Source organism: Lysinibacillus sp. NPDC047702 (assembly GCF_050272555.1).
Lineage (GTDB): Bacteria > Bacillota > Bacilli > Bacillales_A > Planococcaceae > Lysinibacillus.
In genome coordinates this window covers 1-16,997 of sequence record NZ_JBNNMG010000092.1, presented here as the reverse complement: position 1 = coordinate 16,997, position 16,997 = coordinate 1, and the positions used below count along the sequence as shown (strand labels likewise).

The following is a 16,997-nucleotide window of genomic DNA, read 5'->3' as shown; positions in this document are numbered from 1 at the left end:
AAGCGGCTCGTCGCTCGCCCACTGGAAAGCGAGTAGCCTGGAACGGAAATCACCTTCATTTGAATTAGTAGTATTCACAAAGAGTCCCTTGACCATTTAGTTTTTCAACACTATGAAGTGAGCCCAATTATATTGGACTCACTTTTTTCATTTCTACTTGAAATTTATTTTAAAGTACGCTTTAAAAATTCTTTTGTTCGTTCATGCTGAGGTGTTACTAAAACTTGTGAAGGTGGTCCCTCTTCTACAATTACACCTTTATCCATAAATACGACACGATCTGCTACTTCTTTTGCAAATTCCATTTCATGTGTCACGATTAACATCGTATTGCCTTCATCTGCAAGCTGGCGCATAACCTTTAATACTTCCCCTACCATTTCTGGATCGAGAGCAGATGTCGGCTCATCAAATAGCATCACATCTGGACTCATTGATAGTGCACGCGCAATAGCCACACGCTGTTTTTGTCCACCAGATAACTGTCTTGGCTTCGCATTTACATATTGATCCATACCAACAATTTTTAAATATTCTAAAGCTATTTTTTCAGCTTCTGATTTTGAACGCTTTAATACTTTTATTTGACCTACTGTACAATTGTTTAATACATTATGGTTGTTAAATAAGTTAAATTGCTGGAAAACCATGCCTAAATGTGTACGATACTTTTGAATATTATGCTTATCATCAAGAATATTTTCACCTTTGTAGATAATCTGCCCACCACTTGGCGTTTCTAATAAATTGATGCAACGAAGTAATGTTGATTTACCAGATCCAGAGGAGCCGATTAAACAAACTACCTCACCCTTTTCTACTTGAAAATTGACATCCTTTAACACTTGGTTACGACCAAATGATTTACTTAAATGCTTGATGTTAATGACTGTCATTTGTGCGTCCCCCTATATTGCTTCTTTCTGTTCTTTTTGATAGGCATCTGGTCCATCAAGACGTTTTTCAACATATAATAAAATTCGTGATGCCGTAAATGTCATAATAAAGTAAAGGACACAAGCTACAAAGAATGATTCAAAATAGCGGAAGTTATTCCCTGCAATTGATTTTGTTTGGAAGAATAATTCCGTTACACCAATAACGTTTAAAACAGCAGTATCCTTAATATTCATTATTAATTGGTTCCCTGTTGCAGGTAATACATTTCGTGCAACCTGTGGTAGTACAACATGTAGCATGATCTGGAAATGATTCATACCAATAGCTGAAGCAGCCTCGTATTGACCTTTATCAATTGAAACAATACCACCACGCACAATTTCCGTCATATAAGCACCGGTATTCAGAGAAACTACTAAAATACCTGCTGTAATAAAATGCATGTCGATACCAAATGCTATATCCAATCCGAAGAAGACAACCATCGCTTGTACAATCATTGGTGTACCACGGAAGAATTCAACATAGCATGTAAGTATAAAATTAATCAGCTTTAAACTGTAAAATTTCACACCTTTTTTACGAACCGGAATGGTATGCATAATCCCGATGAAAAATCCGATAAATGCACCAATAATTGTACTAATACTCGAAATTAATAAGGTATAATACGCACCTCGTAAAAACATTTGCCAGTTATTCTCTACAATAGAGATAATCCATTCAAGACTCATGATGTTCCTCCTAACAACATTGTGTTGCTTGTTTCTTCTTTATATTCCTAGCTAACTAGCATGATGAACACGATTGTTCTACCATTTTATGAATTATGTAGCTAAGACATTATCATTATTTAGAGAGGTTCTCATTGAATAATGATGAAATGACATGCACGGACTAGCGAAAAGTCCGTGCATTCCTGTTACTGTGCTGCTGGTTGTTGCTGAATGGCATCTTCCATTATTGTTTGGCGATCATCTTCTGAAATTCCTTTTAAAATTTCATTGATTTTATCAAGATCTGCATCACCTTTGCGTAAACCAACTGCAATGGATGTATTAGAAGGATCTGTATCAAAGCCTTCCTCAAAAGCTATATATGTGAATTTATCATTAGCTGCTGCTGCTGAAATACCTTCTGGACGCTCTGCTACATAGCCATCAATTTTTCCTGCCTCTAGTGCTACACGCATTGCTGGGAAGCTATCCATAGCCGTTTGCTTTTGTACATCTTTGATTTGGTCAATCACTTTGTAGTTTGAAGTGTTTAATTGTGAAGTAATTTTAGCACCAGAGAAATCCTGGATTGATTTTGCTTTTTCATATTTACTGCCTTTTTTAATAACCATTACAAAATCAGAAGTATAATAGTTTTCAGTGAAATCAATTGTTTGCTTACGTTCTTCAGTAGGAGACATCCCAGCAATAATAGCATCAATTTTATTGGATTGAAGTGCTGGTACTAAACCATCCCATTCCATTTTTACAATCACTAATTCTTTTCCTAAACCCTCAGCAATTTTTTTTGCCATTTGAACATCATAGCCACCTGCATACTCTGCATTATCTGCAATTTTTACTGCGCCATTTGCATCATCTTGCTGTGTCCAGTTGAATGGCGCATAGCCCGCCTCCATACCAATACGGAATTCACCACCGCCTTCTTCTTTGTCGGCTCCAGCATCACTTGAACCGCCCTCTTTTTTGTCGCCAGCACCACAAGCAGCTAGCACAATTGCCGTCATAATAGAAATCATTACTAACAACCATTTTCTTTTCATGAAAAACTCCCCTTTTCTGTAAAAAAATAAGACAACTGTACTAAAAAAGACCTAAGCTTTGAACTTAGGTCTTACCTTTAATTGACAGTTGCCCAAATCCTCACTATAATTTCCATGTTTCTGAGATAGCACAACCTAGTAAATGTGGAAAGTAATTTACTAGGACAGTCCTGCAATTATTCACTGCAGACCCAGTATAAAAGTACGAGCTCCTTTTATACTTCGGCGATATTTCCTTCTCCATTGCGTCTTCGCTTGCTTGTACTCAGCAATGAACTAATAAATACCGCGCCTCTACCTCACAATAGAATGAATGTGAGGTTTGTTTATTTAATTGATATTTAGATATTACTATAAAACTAGCCTATTCGTCAAGGTAATTTTATCATTTTTCTGATTAATGACAATATTAGGGTTTTATCTATCTTAAATTCATTATTTACTTTTGCAAAGTTAACAAATATATTGAAGCTTCAGCGAAAAAAATCGCAAATTATTACTATTGATAGTAAGCCTAGTAATCTAAAAGTATCTTATAAGCACAGTTGTGTTTGCCTCTATACGTTTCTATCCATCACTTTGGCTTTTCTATCAGCTAATTCGACCTTTCTATCCGTCTCTTCCACTTTCTATCCTTCATACACAAGAAAAAGCCCTGCGATGTGCAGGGCTTTGGCATTAAGAATTTAATAATAAATCTTCTGGGTTTTCAAGTAATTCTTTTACTGTTTTAAGGAAGCCTACAGAATCTTTACCATCGATAATACGGTGGTCATAAGAAAGAGCTAGATACATCATTGGGCGAATTTCTACTTCACCATTCACTTCAACTGGACGTTTTTTGATAGAGTGCATGCCTAGGATAGCAGCTTGTGTACCATTCATGATAGGTGTAGACATTAATGAGCCGAATACACCACCATTTGTAATTGTGAATGAGCCACCTTGAAGATCTGCTAAACCTAATTTTTTGTCGCGAGCTTTTTTCGCTAGGTCTGCAATAGTATCTTCAATTTCAGCAAAGTTTTTGCGGTCAGCGTCACGTACAACTGGTACCACTAAGCCTTCCTCTGTAGATACAGCCACACCGATATCAAAGAAGTTGTTTAAGTGAATTTCGTCACCAACGATTTGTGCATTCACATAAGGGTATTTTTTAAGTGCTGCTACTACTGCTTTTGTGAAGAATGACATGAAACCAAGTTTAGAGCCTGTAGACTCGAAGAATTGGTCTTTTTTACGAGAACGTAAAGCCATAACATTCGTCATATCAACTTCGTTAAATGTAGTTAACATTGCAGTAGATTGTTTCACTTCAAGTAAACGTTTTGCAATTGTTTGACGACGGCGACTCATTTTTTCTACAGTCACACGTGATTCATCTACAGCTGCTACCGCTTTTGGCGCTGCTGGAGCAGGTGCTGCTTGTGGTGCTACTACTGGAGCTGTCCCATGAGCTGCCACGTCTTGGACACGTACACGACCTTGTGGGTCTACTGGAGATACAGCAGCAAGATCAATACCTTTTTCGCGAGCAAGTTTACGTGCTGCTGGAGATGCGATTACGCGTTCACCAGAAGTTTCTTCCACAACTGGAGCTACTGCAACTGGAGCAGGTGCTACTTGTGGTGCTGGCGTTGCTTCAGCTGGAGCCGCTGGAGCTGGTGCTGCACCTTCGCCTGCTTCTACAACTGCGATAACTTGACCAACAAGTACAGTATCGCCTTCCTCAGCTAAAATTTGAGTTAAGACACCTGCTTCTTCTGAAATGATTTCAGCGTTTACCTTATCTGTTTCAAGTTCAACGATGAATTCACCTTTCTCAACGCGATCGCCCACTTTTTTTACCCACTGTGCGATACTTCCTTCTGTAATCGATTCTGCTAATTCAGGGACTTTAATTTCAGCCACTTTCATTTCCTCCTTTAATTAACGTGCATAATGCACATAGAAGGGCCACCTGCCTAAGCAAGCAGCCCGGCTTCAAAAATTAATATGTGATTATTTAACCTTTACAGGCTCAGCAACTGCCTCTTCTACAACTGCCGCTTGAGCAGCTTTATGAGAATCAGCATCACCTTCTGAAGTTGAGCTCATTGCAGGGCGACCTACATAACGAAGCTTTTTACCTTCTGAAAGTTCATATAATGTCTCTAATGCATAATTCCACGTACCTTGGTTTTTCGGTTCTTCCTGTACCCATACTACTTCTTTAACATTCGGATACTTAGCAATAATACCAGCAACTTGCTCTTTTGGGAATGGGTAAAGTTGTTCTACACGAATAATGTGTAAGTGATCGAAGCCTTCACCATCTTTTACGTGATCAGCTATATCAATCATGACTTTACCTGTACCTAGTACAATGCGCTCTACTGCGTCTGATTTTGCCCCTAGACCTGGTTGCTCAATTATTTCTTGGAATGAACCAGTTGCTAATTGCTCAGCATTCGCAGCAGCTAGTGGGTGACGAAGTAAGTACTTCGGCGATACTACTACAAGCGGACGAACACCCTCTGTACCTAATAATGCTGCTTGACGGCGTAATAAGTGGTAGTAGTTACCTGCATTTGAGCAGTTCGCTACGAACCAGTTATTTTCAGCTGACATTTGTAAGTAGCGTTCCATACGGCTTGAAGAGTGCTCTGGACCTTGACCTTCATAACCATGTGGTAAAAGAATCACTAAACCAGATTTTTGTCCCCATTTAGCACGTGCACCTGAAATAAAGTTATCAAACATTACTTGAGCCATGTTAGCAAAATCACCGAATTGAGCTTCCCAAACCGATAATATATTACCATTTTCTAAATTATATCCATATTCAAAGCCTACTACCCCTGCTTCAGTTAATGGAGAATTGTGTACTGTAAACGATGCACTTGCACCAGAGATATGATGAAGTGGTGTAAATACATTACCATTGTTTTTATCGTGTAACACTAGGTGACGTTGTGAGAACGTACCACGCTGTGCATCCTGCCCTGTAAAACGAACTGGTGTACCATCTTGAATAATTGTAGCATAAGCTAATGTTTCAGCATGACCCCAGTCAATTTTTGCAGAAGCAAATGATTCACGACGTTTTTCTAAAATCTTACCAAGTTTTTTCTGTGGCTCGAATTTCTCTTCAAACACTAAAAGTTCTTCATTTATTTTTTCAAGACGTTCCACACCAACTGCTGTATCAATTTGTGGGAACTCTACTTTTAATTCTTCTGGCATTTCTAAATGTTTGTGCTCATCTTTAGCAGCCATTTCTTTAACATGATCATAAGAAGTTTGCATTTCTGCATAAATTGCTGTGTCTAATGCTGCTACATCATCTGCAGAAACAACTCCCTCTGCTACTAATTGTGCGCCATATAAAGCACGAACAGTTTCGTGTTTAGCTACTAATTTATATGTCTCTGGGTTTGTTACAGTTGGATCATCAGTTTCATTGTGACCGTGACGACGGTAGCCAATTAAGTCAACGACAATATCTTTACCGAATTTTTGACGGTAGCTGGCTGCAAAACGACCAACTAATGTTACAGCCTCAGGACTATCTGCATTGACATGAACAACTGGTACTTCATAGCCTTTTGCTGGGTCTGAAGAGTAAACAGATGAACGAGAATCTTGCTGCTCAGTTGTAAATCCAATCATATTGTTAGCAATGATGTGGATTGTACCACCAGTTGTGAATCCTTCTGTTTTCGCAAAGTTAAGAACCTCTGTTACAATTCCTTGACCTGGGAATGCAGCATCACCGTGTACAAGAATACCTAATCCTTTTGTACGGTTATAAGTCGCTTGCCCTGGCTTAGACGTATCATCTTGAGCCGCACGAGCAGAACCTAAAACAACTGGATTTCCGACTTCTAAGTGTGAAGGGTTGTAAGCAAGTTTAACATTCATACCAGATTCGCGATTGTACGAAGCACCCATATGGTATTTTACATCACCTGTCCAACCTTTAGTGATTTCAAGTCGGCCATCCTTAGGTATAAATAATTCATTGGAAACATGTGCGAAATCAGAGAACATCATATCATACGGTTTGTTTAAAATATGTGTTAATACATTTAAACGACCACGGTGTGCCATTCCAATACGCACTTTTTCTACGCTATTAGCTTCTGCTGTTTTTAAAATTTCATCAAATAAAACGATTTGAGTATCTAAACCTTCACCTGAGAAACGTTTTTGACCAACGAAAGTTTTATGAATAAACTTCTCAAAATTTTCAACACGTGTTAAGCGATCTAATAATGCTTTTTTCTCATCAGAAGTTAGTGCTTGTTTAAATGAACCTGTTTCAATTTGTGCTTGAATCCAATCACGTTCATCTATTGCTGTGACGTGATTATATTCAAATGACACTTTATCTGTATAAACAGATTTTAAGTAATCAATTGCATCTTTACCATTTTTCACGTTTGCTGGCACATCTTTGAAGAAGACAGCTGCAGGAATTTCAGCTAAATCTGCAGCGCTTAGATTGAACGCGCTTTCTTCAATTTGAGCTGTTTGTAGTTCACGGTTTTTCAAAGGGTAAATATCTGCCGCTAAATGACCATGCTCACGGATTGCATCTGCTAATTTCACAGCTGCTAATACTTTTTTGTAATCGCCAGCAGGAGCCGCTGTGTTACTAGCTACCGCTACTTCACCTTCTACTACTACTGGTGCACCAAATTGTTGGAATAATAATACTAACTCCGGTTCTACTTCTTCAGGAGACTGTAAGAATAAGTCGTATTGCTCCATCACATATCCTAGGTTAGGACCAGAGAAAGCTGACCATGGAGAACTTACAGTTGTAACGTTGTTCGACATGAAAAATGACCTCCAAATTTTGCCTTTCGGCAGTTCCATTAATTAAATTACAATTAATTATATAATATTTCTCCGTTCTTTTAAAGGATGTTTGACACAACTTATCCATATTTTAAAGAACGTTTTTTCCATCTCAATCTTACTACTCTTCACAAAAAATACAACTCTTTTTAGGAAATTAAGCAATTTTTTTCGCAAAGGCTAAAATAATTAAATAAAGCGTGAATTTTTCTTAATATTTTAGCGGGAATTTAATGAAGAAAACGGTTCCAATATCGATCTCACTCTTGACTTCCACAGAACCATTATATTTTTCAAGCAACATTTTTGTGATACTAAGACCTAAGCCTGTACCGCCTTTTTGACGATTTCTAGCTTCATCAATCCGATAAAATCGATCAAAAATGAAGGGTATATTTTCTTGCGCAATACCAATTCCATTATCTTCTATTTCCATTAGTACCTCATTTCCAGCGACTGATAGTGAGATTTGAATCTCCGGAATTTTTTCACAATAACGAATAGCATTCTCTACTAGATTACGAACTATTTGACTTAATGCATTTTCTGTTATAAATAATAGACCAATTTCTCCATTTTTAGACAGCATAATTCGCGCTTCTGGATGAAGATGCTCCATTTCCTCGATTACACTTTCAATCACTTCTACTGCATTAGCCTCACTACTACTGTCTTTTTCTTCCCGGCGAGCAAGCTCTAGTAATTCCTCAATCATTTTACGCATCCGTGCAATTTCAGTTAATGAAGTATTAATAGATTCCTCAAGAATTTCTGGATCATCTTTTCCCCATCTTTTCAATAATGATAGATGCCCTTCAATAGCCTGAATAGGTGTTCGCAGCTCATGGGATGCATCTGCAACAAATTGTTGCTGCTGGGTAAATGAAATTTGCAGTTCATTCATCATCGCATTATACATTTTTAATAGATCACCTATTTCATCATGAGACGTGTAAGTTAACTTTATTGGCTCGTTAAATCCCTTATCCATCACCATTTTCATTGAAGAACGTAATTCTTGCAACGGTTTCATCAAATAGTTGGCTAGATAATAGCCAATCGAAGCTGATAGCACTAATGCTCCAAGCCCAGCTATTAGCATGGCTGTCAATAAATAATGCATTAATGATTGGAACCCTGACAATGGATGAATCACCTGGATATATCCCTGGAAGAAGCCGAGTCGAATCGGCTCATTGATGACAAAGACATCCTTTTTTTCAATTGTCATTTCTATAATTTCACGTAAAGTTGTCAGCGGTGCAGCTGGAGAAGTATCATTAATACTAAATATCTCAATATTATCCATATTAAATAATCTGACAGTTTGATCACGATCTACTATAGAATTTAAAAGTCCCGTGTTTTGTTGAATTTGCTGTATCGTAAGATTTGGTCCTTGTGACTCTAAAAAAGATACTAAATCATAGCTTGTGCGTGTAACTTTACTTTCCTCATCATTTAAAAGCCATGTATGTAAGGAAATATAAACAACGATACATATAATTGCATAGCTAAAAAAGATAACGGCACTAGATGTGAGCATCCATTTTCTTTGTAATGTTTGATTCACCAAATGTTTTTTCAAAGTTTTCATTCACGCATCACATACCCAACCCCACGTACGGTTTCTATATAGGCGTTCATCTCACCTGGTAGTTTTGTTCGTAGATGTCTGATATATACATCAACCACATTTGTCTCAATATCTGTATCATATCCCCATACAGAAGTTAGAATAAGCTCTCTTGTACAAACTTTATTTTTATGTTCAATTAAGAGTTTCAATAAATCAAATTCTGTTTTTGTTAAATCTAGCTTTAATCCTTGGACAGAAACTTCATAAGCTGCTAAATCGATTTCAATATCACGTAATTGTATTGTCCCACTATTTTTTTCCTCTGGCATAGCACGACGTAAGATCGTTCGAATTCTAGCTAACAGCTCTTCAATGGCAAAAGGTTTTACAATATAGTCATCTGCTCCTGCATCTAAGCCTGCTACGCGATCCATTACTGCATCTCGCGCAGTTAATAAAATAATCGGTACATTTGACTGTGTACGAACCCTGCGACATATTTCAATGCCATTGATACCTGGAAGCATAACATCTAATAAGAGAACATCAAAATTTTCAGTTGAAGCATAGGCGAGTCCTTCACGGCCATCAAAAGCAACCAAGACTTCATAGCCTTCATGCTTTAATTCCAGTTCTACAAAGCGAGCGATATGCTTTTCATCTTCTACTAAAAGTATTTTCTTAGGCATTGCTTTCACCTTCTATTCTATAATCACTTAATGGAGGTATCTCCTACCTAACACGGTTATAGCATAACATCAAATAAAAAGTCTGTACCACAAGCAAATACTTGTTTGTACAGACTTTTTTCAATGAGCTTCCGTAATATAAAGTTTATTTTTCCCAAATTCCTTCGCTTTATAGAGCGCTTGATCCGCTAAATCTAGTAATTCGTCTAAATTTTTCCCATGATCGGGATAATACGCTACACCAATCGAAGCAGTCGGAGCAAAGTAATTATTTTCAATAATCCATCCTTTTTTTAGTTCATTTCGGATGCGCTGAATAATATGCATCATTTGTGCCTTTCGCTTTTCATTATCTTTAGTTAATCCCGTAAGTATAACAATAAATTCATCTCCGCCAATACGAATCACTAAATCATGACCTCTGACAGAGTTGATTAAAACTTGCCCAAACTTTTGGATAAAATCATCACCGGTGTCATGACCAAAATGATCATTTACATCCTTAAAGTCATCTCCATCAATATAAAGCATTGCCAAACAATTATTCGCATCTTGCGCTTCTGCCAGTAACTTTGGAAACTCCTTTAATAAATAACGTCGATTAGGTAGCTGTGTTAACGTATCATGATAGGCTAAATATAATAAATCGTTCTCCCGTTCTTTTCGGTGCGTAATTTCACGGGATACCATCATAATTTGCGAAACTTTTTCTCGTTCAGGATCATGTACTACGGTTACGTTACCTTCTGTCCAAACAGGTGTACCATCCTTTGCCTTGAGTAATAGCTCAAATTGTGTATCCGTTTGACCAGAATAGTTATTTAAGAATGTTTGCCATGCCATTTTACTTTCCTCGTCGACAATATCACTATAAAACTGTCCCTGTAAATCTACATTTTCATAGCCTAAGAAAATCCTATAGGACGGCGAGGCATAAATAATAATACCATCCTCGTTCGTAATAACGATCAAGTCATTTGTATTTTCAGTTATTAGACGGAATGTGCGTTCAATATTTTTTAATTCCGTTAACATTCTTTTCTTGTCCGTAATATCATAGTTAATGGATAAATATTGCTCTATCTTGCCAAATTCATTTTTTAACGGAACAATCGCTGCTTCTACCCAGTAATCTGCATGATATTTTGTACGGTAACACAGTTCACCTCGCCAGATATTCCCCGCTCCAAGCGTTTTATTAATTAGGTGCAATAAATTCTCTGTATGGTAACTAGGTTCGATTAACTTATAAGGTTGACCAATAAGCTCCTCCGCCGTGAAGCCTGACGCATTTAAAAATAGATCATTTACTTCATTTATTATGCCATCAACATCCCATATTGCAATGGCCGTTGCAGAGTTCAAAGCAGCCTTAAAAACTTCTAAGCCATGCGATTTTGAACGTAATTCTGCCTTTTGCTCAGTAAATTGTGTGAAATCTTTCATAATAAGAAATATCGCAAATGAATTATCTCCTTGCATCACTGGAGAAAGAGACATTAGATAAATGCGCTCTTTTTTCTCCAATGTATGAAGTTTGATAAGTTTTTCTCCAATATTTTCACCCATTGCTGCTCTTTGTAGATAAGTTTGAATATTTTCTATCTCATCTTTAGGGACAATTGGTAAATCAATAAACAATTTCTTTTTTACCGCATCATTATCTAATCCAAAATCGTCCATGAAGCTTGAATTAACTTCATAAACAGCCCCTTCTGCAGATAGAATGACAGTTGAGAAAAAGGCATGGTCAAACATTGAGCGCATAAATAAAAACTTATCCTCAATACTACGGTCATAGAGAATCTCTTTTGTGATAGCTAAAACATAGTCCTCATCCATGTATTTTAGCGGACGAACTGATGTCTCATATTTTCGAATCTCCGATTTATAATAAGCATAATCCACATAATCGATTTGAGCATGCTTCATAATGGCTTGACAATAATATTCCTGAATTATTGAAAAATTGCGACTTGAGGTAACGGTAGAAAGCATTTTCCCAATCGCCTTATCTGATAACAAAGCTTGAGCTGCTTGATTTAAGCGAATATATTGATAATCGTCTCCTACCTTTTTCATAAGAAAGACAAAATCCTTGCCAATAAATAATTCATTAAATAATTCTTCGCTTAAAAGATACTCCATGCTGTCACCCCCAAAAGTCGTTAAAATTGAAAAAGAATTATTATATTAATGTTTATTTATACAAAAAAATCAATAATACTATTATAACATATTTCCAATGAAATACTTCGTTTGAATTACAGATATTATATCCTTTTCAGGGTATTTTTTGATAGTTTCCCTCTTTTCAAGAAATTAAATAATGCAAAAGAAATAGGATAACTATTGTACTTTAGAAAAAATTGATATGATAGACTTAATCTTCCTAAAAAATTTTCATACAAAATTAAGTATTTATAGCATTATTTACTTTTCAGAATTAACTGACTATTAAACTTAATTTTTGTTTTAGCGAGTAAAATGATTGCATTAAACAGTAGGATTGTTATATTATATTAAAAAAACTAGCCTTTTTTCGGTATGGTCGAAAATCAGTAAGACAGCGGGAAATTATGGTTATCATAGTTATAACGTCTAGTTCTTTGGGTTTTAATTCCAGTACGAATTTTAGTTTTCTTCTTTATGTTTCAACGGAATTGTTTTAACTACCCTAGTAAAGGAGGCGTTTCGTATGCTTAAACATCGAGACCTACATGAATGTACAGAGCTTTATGAGCTATTATCACACCCTTCTGTTTTCCCATTTGTTCGTCAAAAAGCCACATCTGCTGATGAATATTGGTTTATGACAAAACAACTGATTGAAGAAGAAGCGAAGGGACTCGCTATTTCTAGGACCATTACTGATGATTGGGGTCAACCAATCGGCACCATTAGCATTCATGATGTTGAGGAAGGTGCAGGCTTTTTAGGAACATGGATTGGACTCCCTTATCAAGGCAAAGGTTATAACCAAAAAGCAAAGATGCTATTTTTAAACGAATTATTTTTTGACTACAATTTCCATACAGTTTTTCTCCGTATACGTGTTGAAAATAAAAAATCACAACGTGCAGCTTTAAAGTTACCTTATGTCGTGAGTGCAAATGAAAGTCACCCTACATTATTATCACAGGTGAACAGTGGTAAAGCGCAATTTGATTTATATAAAATCCCAAAAGACTTGTTCTATCTGACAACAGCTAACGAAATGCTAGAAGGCGAAGAACAAGCAATGTAACTCAAAAAAATTAATTTCTCTATAAAATAAGCTATGTGTTCTGTCATTTTGACTGGCACATAGCTTTTTTAGTGGTAATTGTTGAATAGGTGTTATCTGGTCTATCAATTCATAAAGACTACTTTTTATAATGTAAGATTAATTCTGCCATTTCTTTTGGCGTTTTTGGTCTTTGTGTTTTTTTCATGGTTGCTACCATATCCTCTTTATGTTCAGTCAAAACATGTACTGATTTTTTAAAGGATTCCTTTGTAAGTTCTTCCTCTTCTAAAACTTCTGCATAGCCTTGCCTTTTAAATAAATTTGCATTTAAGATTTGATCACCGCGGCTCTTTTGCGCAGATAACGGCACTAATAGCATCGGCTTATGAAGAGCTAAAAATTCGAAAATAGAATTAGAACCTGCACGTGAAACGATAAAGTCTGCTGCATGCAATAAATCCGGTAATTCTGTTGTTACATATTCAAATTGCTTATACCCTGGCATAGATGCCAATGCCTTATCAAAATTACCCTTACCGCATAAATGAATAATTTGAAATTGCTTTACGAGCTCTGGTAAATTTTGACGCAATGCATCATTTAAGACAACTGAGCCTAAGCTTCCCCCCATCACAAGTAAAACGGGTTTTAATGTTGTAAAGCCACAAAGTGATAATCCCTCTGCTCTCTCTCCTATAAATAGCTCTTGGCGAATGATAGAACCTGTACAAGTCGCCTTTTCCTTTGGCAGATGCTGTAATGTCTCTTCAAAAATGGTAAAGATATGTGAGGCAAATGGCAAGGCTATTTTATTGGCCAACCCTGGTGTCACATCTGACTCATGAATAACCACTGGAACACCTGCAAATTTCGCAGCCATCACTACAGGGACAGATACAAATCCTCCCTTTGAAAAGATCACTTGTGGTTTCACTTTTTTGATAATACGAAAAGCCTGCATCATCCCAGCAAGCACTTTAAACGGGTCTGTAAAATTCTTCATCGAAAAATAACGACGCAATTTCCCACTTGAAATTCCGTAAAACGGAACGCTAGGAAATGCTTCGCCTATTAATTCCTTTTCAATGCCCTGCTCTGAGCCAATATAGTGGACATCATAACCTAGTTCTTGTAAAGAAGGGAGTATCGCCTGATTGAGTGATACATGACCAGCTGTCCCTCCACCGGTTAAAATGATTGTTTGTTGTTTCACTTAAATTCTCCTATTCCTTAAAAGCCATAGTAGCATCACTACTTATTGTTTACAGTCTTTTATTTTACTATATGCAGATGAAAAGATATAGATGAAGCTTTTAATTTTTCAGCTTTTCCCTATTGAAATAGGCTATACTAATACATTGTCTCTATATGGAAATAAACATCGCAATTCAAATATCTCCTTTATAGCTGAGCCAATGCTGTGATTGGCATTCCTACAGTACTCCTTTTACGTTCTTTCTATAAATGAATGTGATGCAAACGAACAGCAACTTAGTTACGTCGAGATTTAATGGTACAATAGCTTTAAAAAAGAAAGAAAGGTTTATATATGAAAATAATTGATTTAACGCATACAATCACTGAAAATATGTCAGTCTACCCTGGTACAGATCAGCCATCATTAAAAATAATATGTAATCACGAAAATGATGGATTTAAAGAAACTTCCCTAACGATGGCTTCTCATACAGGAACACATATGGATGCTCCAAATCACATATTTGCCGATAGAACTACACTCGATAACATACCAGCCGAACAATTTATAGGTTCTGGGCTAGTCATTGATTGTAGCGATTTACAACAAGGTCAAGAAATTGCAATGGATCGAATTAATGCGGTAAAAGAAAAGGCTGATCAAGCGGAATTCCTATTATTTTTTACTGGATGGGATCAATACTGGGGCACAGCTACTTATTTCGGAAACTATCCATATTTGACAGAAGAAGTCGCAGATTATTTGATGCAAAGTAAGAAAAAAGGTGTTGGACTCGACGTAATAAGCATTGACTCGATGTTAGATGCTAATTTAACAATTCATAAAAAAGTTTTAGCTGATGTCGATTTTGTTATTATTGAGAATTTAACGAGACTTGGGGAAATTGGTGATGGACTCTTCACTTTCTGTGCCCTGCCCATTAAGTTTAAAAATGCTGATGGTGCCCCTGTACGAGCTGTTGCCATCTTGAATGATTAGTGATAGAGTGATTGTCAGCTTAAAAATAATTATTCCATTTTACTTTAGAAGAACTTGATTCAAATATTGGAAACAGAGGTCAAAATTATATGAAAACATTTCTTATATCTCAGCAGGATTTAGAATTGGTAGAAGCAGCAACTAAAAAAATTACAACGCTTTATCAGGACATCATGTAGCAGCCATACGCACAAAAGCAGGCGATATCATTTCGGCTGTACATATTGAAGCATACATAGGACGAGTAACAGTTTGCGCAGAAGCTATTGCAATTGGTAGTGCAATTTCGAATGGGGAAAAGGATTTTGATACAATTGTAGCAGTGAGACACCCTTATTCCGATGAAATAGATAGAGTATTCGGGTGGTGTATGTGTAGAGAGTTAATCGCAGACTATGCTACAGACTGTTTTGTTCTGATTGAATTAAATGATGAAGTAATTAAAACTACGATTAAAGAGCTTCTTGTATTGCAGTATAGTCGAACTTCTCACTGAAACTATATATATATTCTCTACAAGATGAGTCTGGGACCAAAAGAAAAAATGTTAGATCGATTGTATCTCGGTCTAACATTTTTTGACCCAAGAAGGATCACTCAGCTCAGTGAAACGGAAAAGTCATTATCCATTTTCTTTATTTTAAAAAATTATTGAGTTCTGTCCCAACCCCATCTTTTAAATAGGCTCTATATTTTTTTTAAAAAAGCTTCTATATCTTCAAAGGTAAATGGTGTATCCTGTATTTTTTCATGATTATTGTGCAAGGCAGTCATACGATTTATGATAGGAGCTAATCTCCCCTCCTCTTCTTGCTTTATTTTAAACGCCACACCATAGGAGTACACCTCAAAATTTTCCTCAAGTGTCCACCGTAAAGTGCCTTCTAGCTCAAAGGATTGCTTCATTAATACAAAACTAAATTTAAATGTCATCCTACTATTTATCGGTAATTTTAATGAAGAACGGATTTTTATACCACCTAAACTGATATTTTCGATTAGTATCGGCGTGTTTCCAATGTCTACCTTCTTCTGATTAATCTCGATAATTGTCATCGTTCCCACTACATAGGCAGGAAAATTAAATCGATAATAAGCTCGTCGCTCTACAATTGGTTTCTTGTTCTCCTTTGTGATCTGAGGTGTTAAAAAGCCCTTTTGAAGCATTTTCTCAAAGCTGGCAGCTGAAACAGGCTTAGAAAAAATACTACCTTGAACATGGAATTATCAAGCTAGTAAGAACCGAAGAACGAGGAGGAAATTTATTAAGTACTATCAAGCAATAGCAAGAGGGTTTATCCCTGCAGACCATTTGCTTAATTATGTTGAGTCTAAAGAAGCTACAAGACAATCATTTTTAGAAGTGTTAAGTCGTGCTAAAACGCGTGTGTAACTCCACATGATGAAACATTCAAACTACATTCTTCAAATGTTGAAGAATGGAACAATCTATCCCTCCAAAAAGAATTTACAGTGAGCCAAGAAAAGTTCCTGGAATTCACCAAAAAATATAGAGCTCTTCTAGAAGATTTAATTAGCGATAACAATGAAGAAGAAAAACAACATTATTATTTAATGACGAATGCGTTTCAAATTGAAGAACCTATTTTTACGAAAAAGAATTAAGGTAATATTATTTTTGTAATGGAGGGATTGGATTGAGTAATCGGGAAGTACTTTGGTCCATAGCTGTCAACTTAAGATTTCTACACATCTAATCAAATGATTTTATAATTAGAAATGATAGGTTTCATTTATCGTTAAAATGGGAAAAAGTA

The 16,997-nt window shown here is 36.3% G+C and carries 13 protein-coding genes and 1 riboswitch; of the genes, 3 read left to right on the top strand and 10 right to left on the bottom strand.

All coding sequences use genetic code 11. From position 1 onward, the window contains the following. Positions 1–164: 164 nt before the first annotated feature. From ACQKIM_RS26130 to ACQKIM_RS26095, 8 genes are all read right to left on the bottom strand, one after another. Positions 165–896, bottom strand: a complete 732-nt coding sequence (locus ACQKIM_RS26130; protein WP_427549477.1) for an amino acid ABC transporter ATP-binding protein — start codon at positions 894–896, stop codon at positions 165–167. A gap of 12 nt (positions 897–908) precedes the next feature. Continuing rightward, complete coding sequence (locus ACQKIM_RS26125; protein WP_427549475.1) at positions 909–1,634, bottom strand: amino acid ABC transporter permease; 726 nt, start codon at positions 1,632–1,634, stop codon at positions 909–911. Positions 1,635–1,822: 188 nt separating this feature from the next. Further along, entirely contained in the window at positions 1,823–2,680 is an 858-nt protein-coding gene (locus ACQKIM_RS26120) for a transporter substrate-binding domain-containing protein (protein WP_427549472.1), read from the bottom strand. A 118-nt stretch (positions 2,681–2,798) separates the two neighbouring features. Then, positions 2,799–2,985: riboswitch (Lysine riboswitch) on the bottom strand. Between the two features lie 373 nt (positions 2,986–3,358). Continuing rightward, a complete protein-coding gene (gene odhB / locus ACQKIM_RS26115) occupies positions 3,359–4,591 on the bottom strand; it encodes a 2-oxoglutarate dehydrogenase complex dihydrolipoyllysine-residue succinyltransferase (RefSeq protein WP_427549470.1) in 1,233 nt (410 codons plus the stop codon). A gap of 90 nt (positions 4,592–4,681) precedes the next feature. Continuing rightward, on the bottom strand, positions 4,682–7,504 hold the full coding sequence (locus tag ACQKIM_RS26110; RefSeq protein WP_427549468.1) for a 2-oxoglutarate dehydrogenase E1 component: 2,823 nt from the start codon (positions 7,502–7,504) through the stop codon (positions 4,682–4,684). A gap of 232 nt (positions 7,505–7,736) precedes the next feature. Then, complete coding sequence (locus ACQKIM_RS26105; RefSeq protein WP_427549465.1) at positions 7,737–9,122, bottom strand: sensor histidine kinase; 1,386 nt, start codon at positions 9,120–9,122, stop codon at positions 7,737–7,739. Beyond that, complete coding sequence (locus tag ACQKIM_RS26100; protein ID WP_427549462.1) at positions 9,119–9,793, bottom strand: response regulator transcription factor; 675 nt, start codon at positions 9,791–9,793, stop codon at positions 9,119–9,121. The genes ACQKIM_RS26105 and ACQKIM_RS26100 overlap by 4 nt, the downstream gene beginning before the upstream one ends. 120 nt (positions 9,794–9,913) lie before the next feature. Continuing rightward, complete coding sequence (locus ACQKIM_RS26095; protein WP_427549459.1) at positions 9,914–11,941, bottom strand: diguanylate cyclase domain-containing protein; 2,028 nt, start codon at positions 11,939–11,941, stop codon at positions 9,914–9,916. A gap of 550 nt (positions 11,942–12,491) precedes the next feature. On the opposite strand from ACQKIM_RS26095, the gene ACQKIM_RS26090 reads away from it, so the two are divergent. Then, complete coding sequence (locus ACQKIM_RS26090; RefSeq protein ID WP_427549456.1) at positions 12,492–13,040, top strand: GNAT family N-acetyltransferase; 549 nt, start codon at positions 12,492–12,494, stop codon at positions 13,038–13,040. A gap of 118 nt (positions 13,041–13,158) precedes the next feature. Here ACQKIM_RS26090 and ACQKIM_RS26085 read toward each other — a convergent pair whose 3' ends face one another. Beyond that, positions 13,159–14,235 carry an undecaprenyldiphospho-muramoylpentapeptide beta-N-acetylglucosaminyltransferase gene (locus tag ACQKIM_RS26085; protein WP_427549454.1) on the bottom strand — a complete coding sequence of 359 codons (1,077 nt, stop codon included), beginning with the start codon at positions 14,233–14,235 and terminating at the stop codon, positions 13,159–13,161. A 336-nt stretch (positions 14,236–14,571) separates the two neighbouring features. On the opposite strand from ACQKIM_RS26085, the gene ACQKIM_RS26080 reads away from it, so the two are divergent. Further along, positions 14,572–15,219, top strand: a complete 648-nt coding sequence (locus ACQKIM_RS26080) for a cyclase family protein (RefSeq protein WP_427549451.1) — start codon at positions 14,572–14,574, stop codon at positions 15,217–15,219. A 184-nt stretch (positions 15,220–15,403) separates the two neighbouring features. Beyond that, complete coding sequence (locus ACQKIM_RS26075; RefSeq protein ID WP_427549479.1) at positions 15,404–15,715, top strand: cytidine deaminase; 312 nt, start codon at positions 15,404–15,406, stop codon at positions 15,713–15,715. 191 nt (positions 15,716–15,906) lie between these two features. Here the strand turns inward: ACQKIM_RS26075 and ACQKIM_RS26070 are convergent, their stop codons facing one another. Then, positions 15,907–16,386 (bottom strand): PilZ domain-containing protein, encoded by a 480-nt coding sequence (locus ACQKIM_RS26070; protein WP_427549449.1) that lies wholly within the window; start codon positions 16,384–16,386, stop codon positions 15,907–15,909. Between the last annotated feature and the right edge of the window lie 611 nt (positions 16,387–16,997).

What these genes read in the sequence shown, in the direction of transcription:
- ACQKIM_RS26100 (WP_427549462.1), bottom strand. Translation starts at nt 9,793, where the DNA reads ATGCCTAAGAAAATACTTTTAGTAGAAGATGAAAAGCATATCGCTCGC.
- ACQKIM_RS26125 (WP_427549475.1), bottom strand. Translation starts at nt 1,634, where the DNA reads ATGAGTCTTGAATGGATTATCTCTATTGTAGAGAATAACTGGCAAATG.
- ACQKIM_RS26120 (WP_427549472.1), bottom strand. Translation starts at nt 2,680, where the DNA reads ATGAAAAGAAAATGGTTGTTAGTAATGATTTCTATTATGACGGCAATT.
- ACQKIM_RS26095 (WP_427549459.1), bottom strand. Translation starts at nt 11,941, where the DNA reads ATGGAGTATCTTTTAAGCGAAGAATTATTTAATGAATTATTTATTGGC.
- ACQKIM_RS26090 (WP_427549456.1), top strand. Translation starts at nt 12,492, where the DNA reads ATGCTTAAACATCGAGACCTACATGAATGTACAGAGCTTTATGAGCTA.
- ACQKIM_RS26105 (WP_427549465.1), bottom strand. Translation starts at nt 9,122, where the DNA reads ATGAAAACTTTGAAAAAACATTTGGTGAATCAAACATTACAAAGAAAA.
- ACQKIM_RS26070 (WP_427549449.1), bottom strand. Translation starts at nt 16,386, where the DNA reads ATGCTTCAAAAGGGCTTTTTAACACCTCAGATCACAAAGGAGAACAAG.
- ACQKIM_RS26080 (WP_427549451.1), top strand. Translation starts at nt 14,572, where the DNA reads ATGAAAATAATTGATTTAACGCATACAATCACTGAAAATATGTCAGTC.
- ACQKIM_RS26110 (WP_427549468.1), bottom strand. Translation starts at nt 7,504, where the DNA reads ATGTCGAACAACGTTACAACTGTAAGTTCTCCATGGTCAGCTTTCTCT.
- ACQKIM_RS26130 (WP_427549477.1), bottom strand. Translation starts at nt 896, where the DNA reads ATGACAGTCATTAACATCAAGCATTTAAGTAAATCATTTGGTCGTAAC.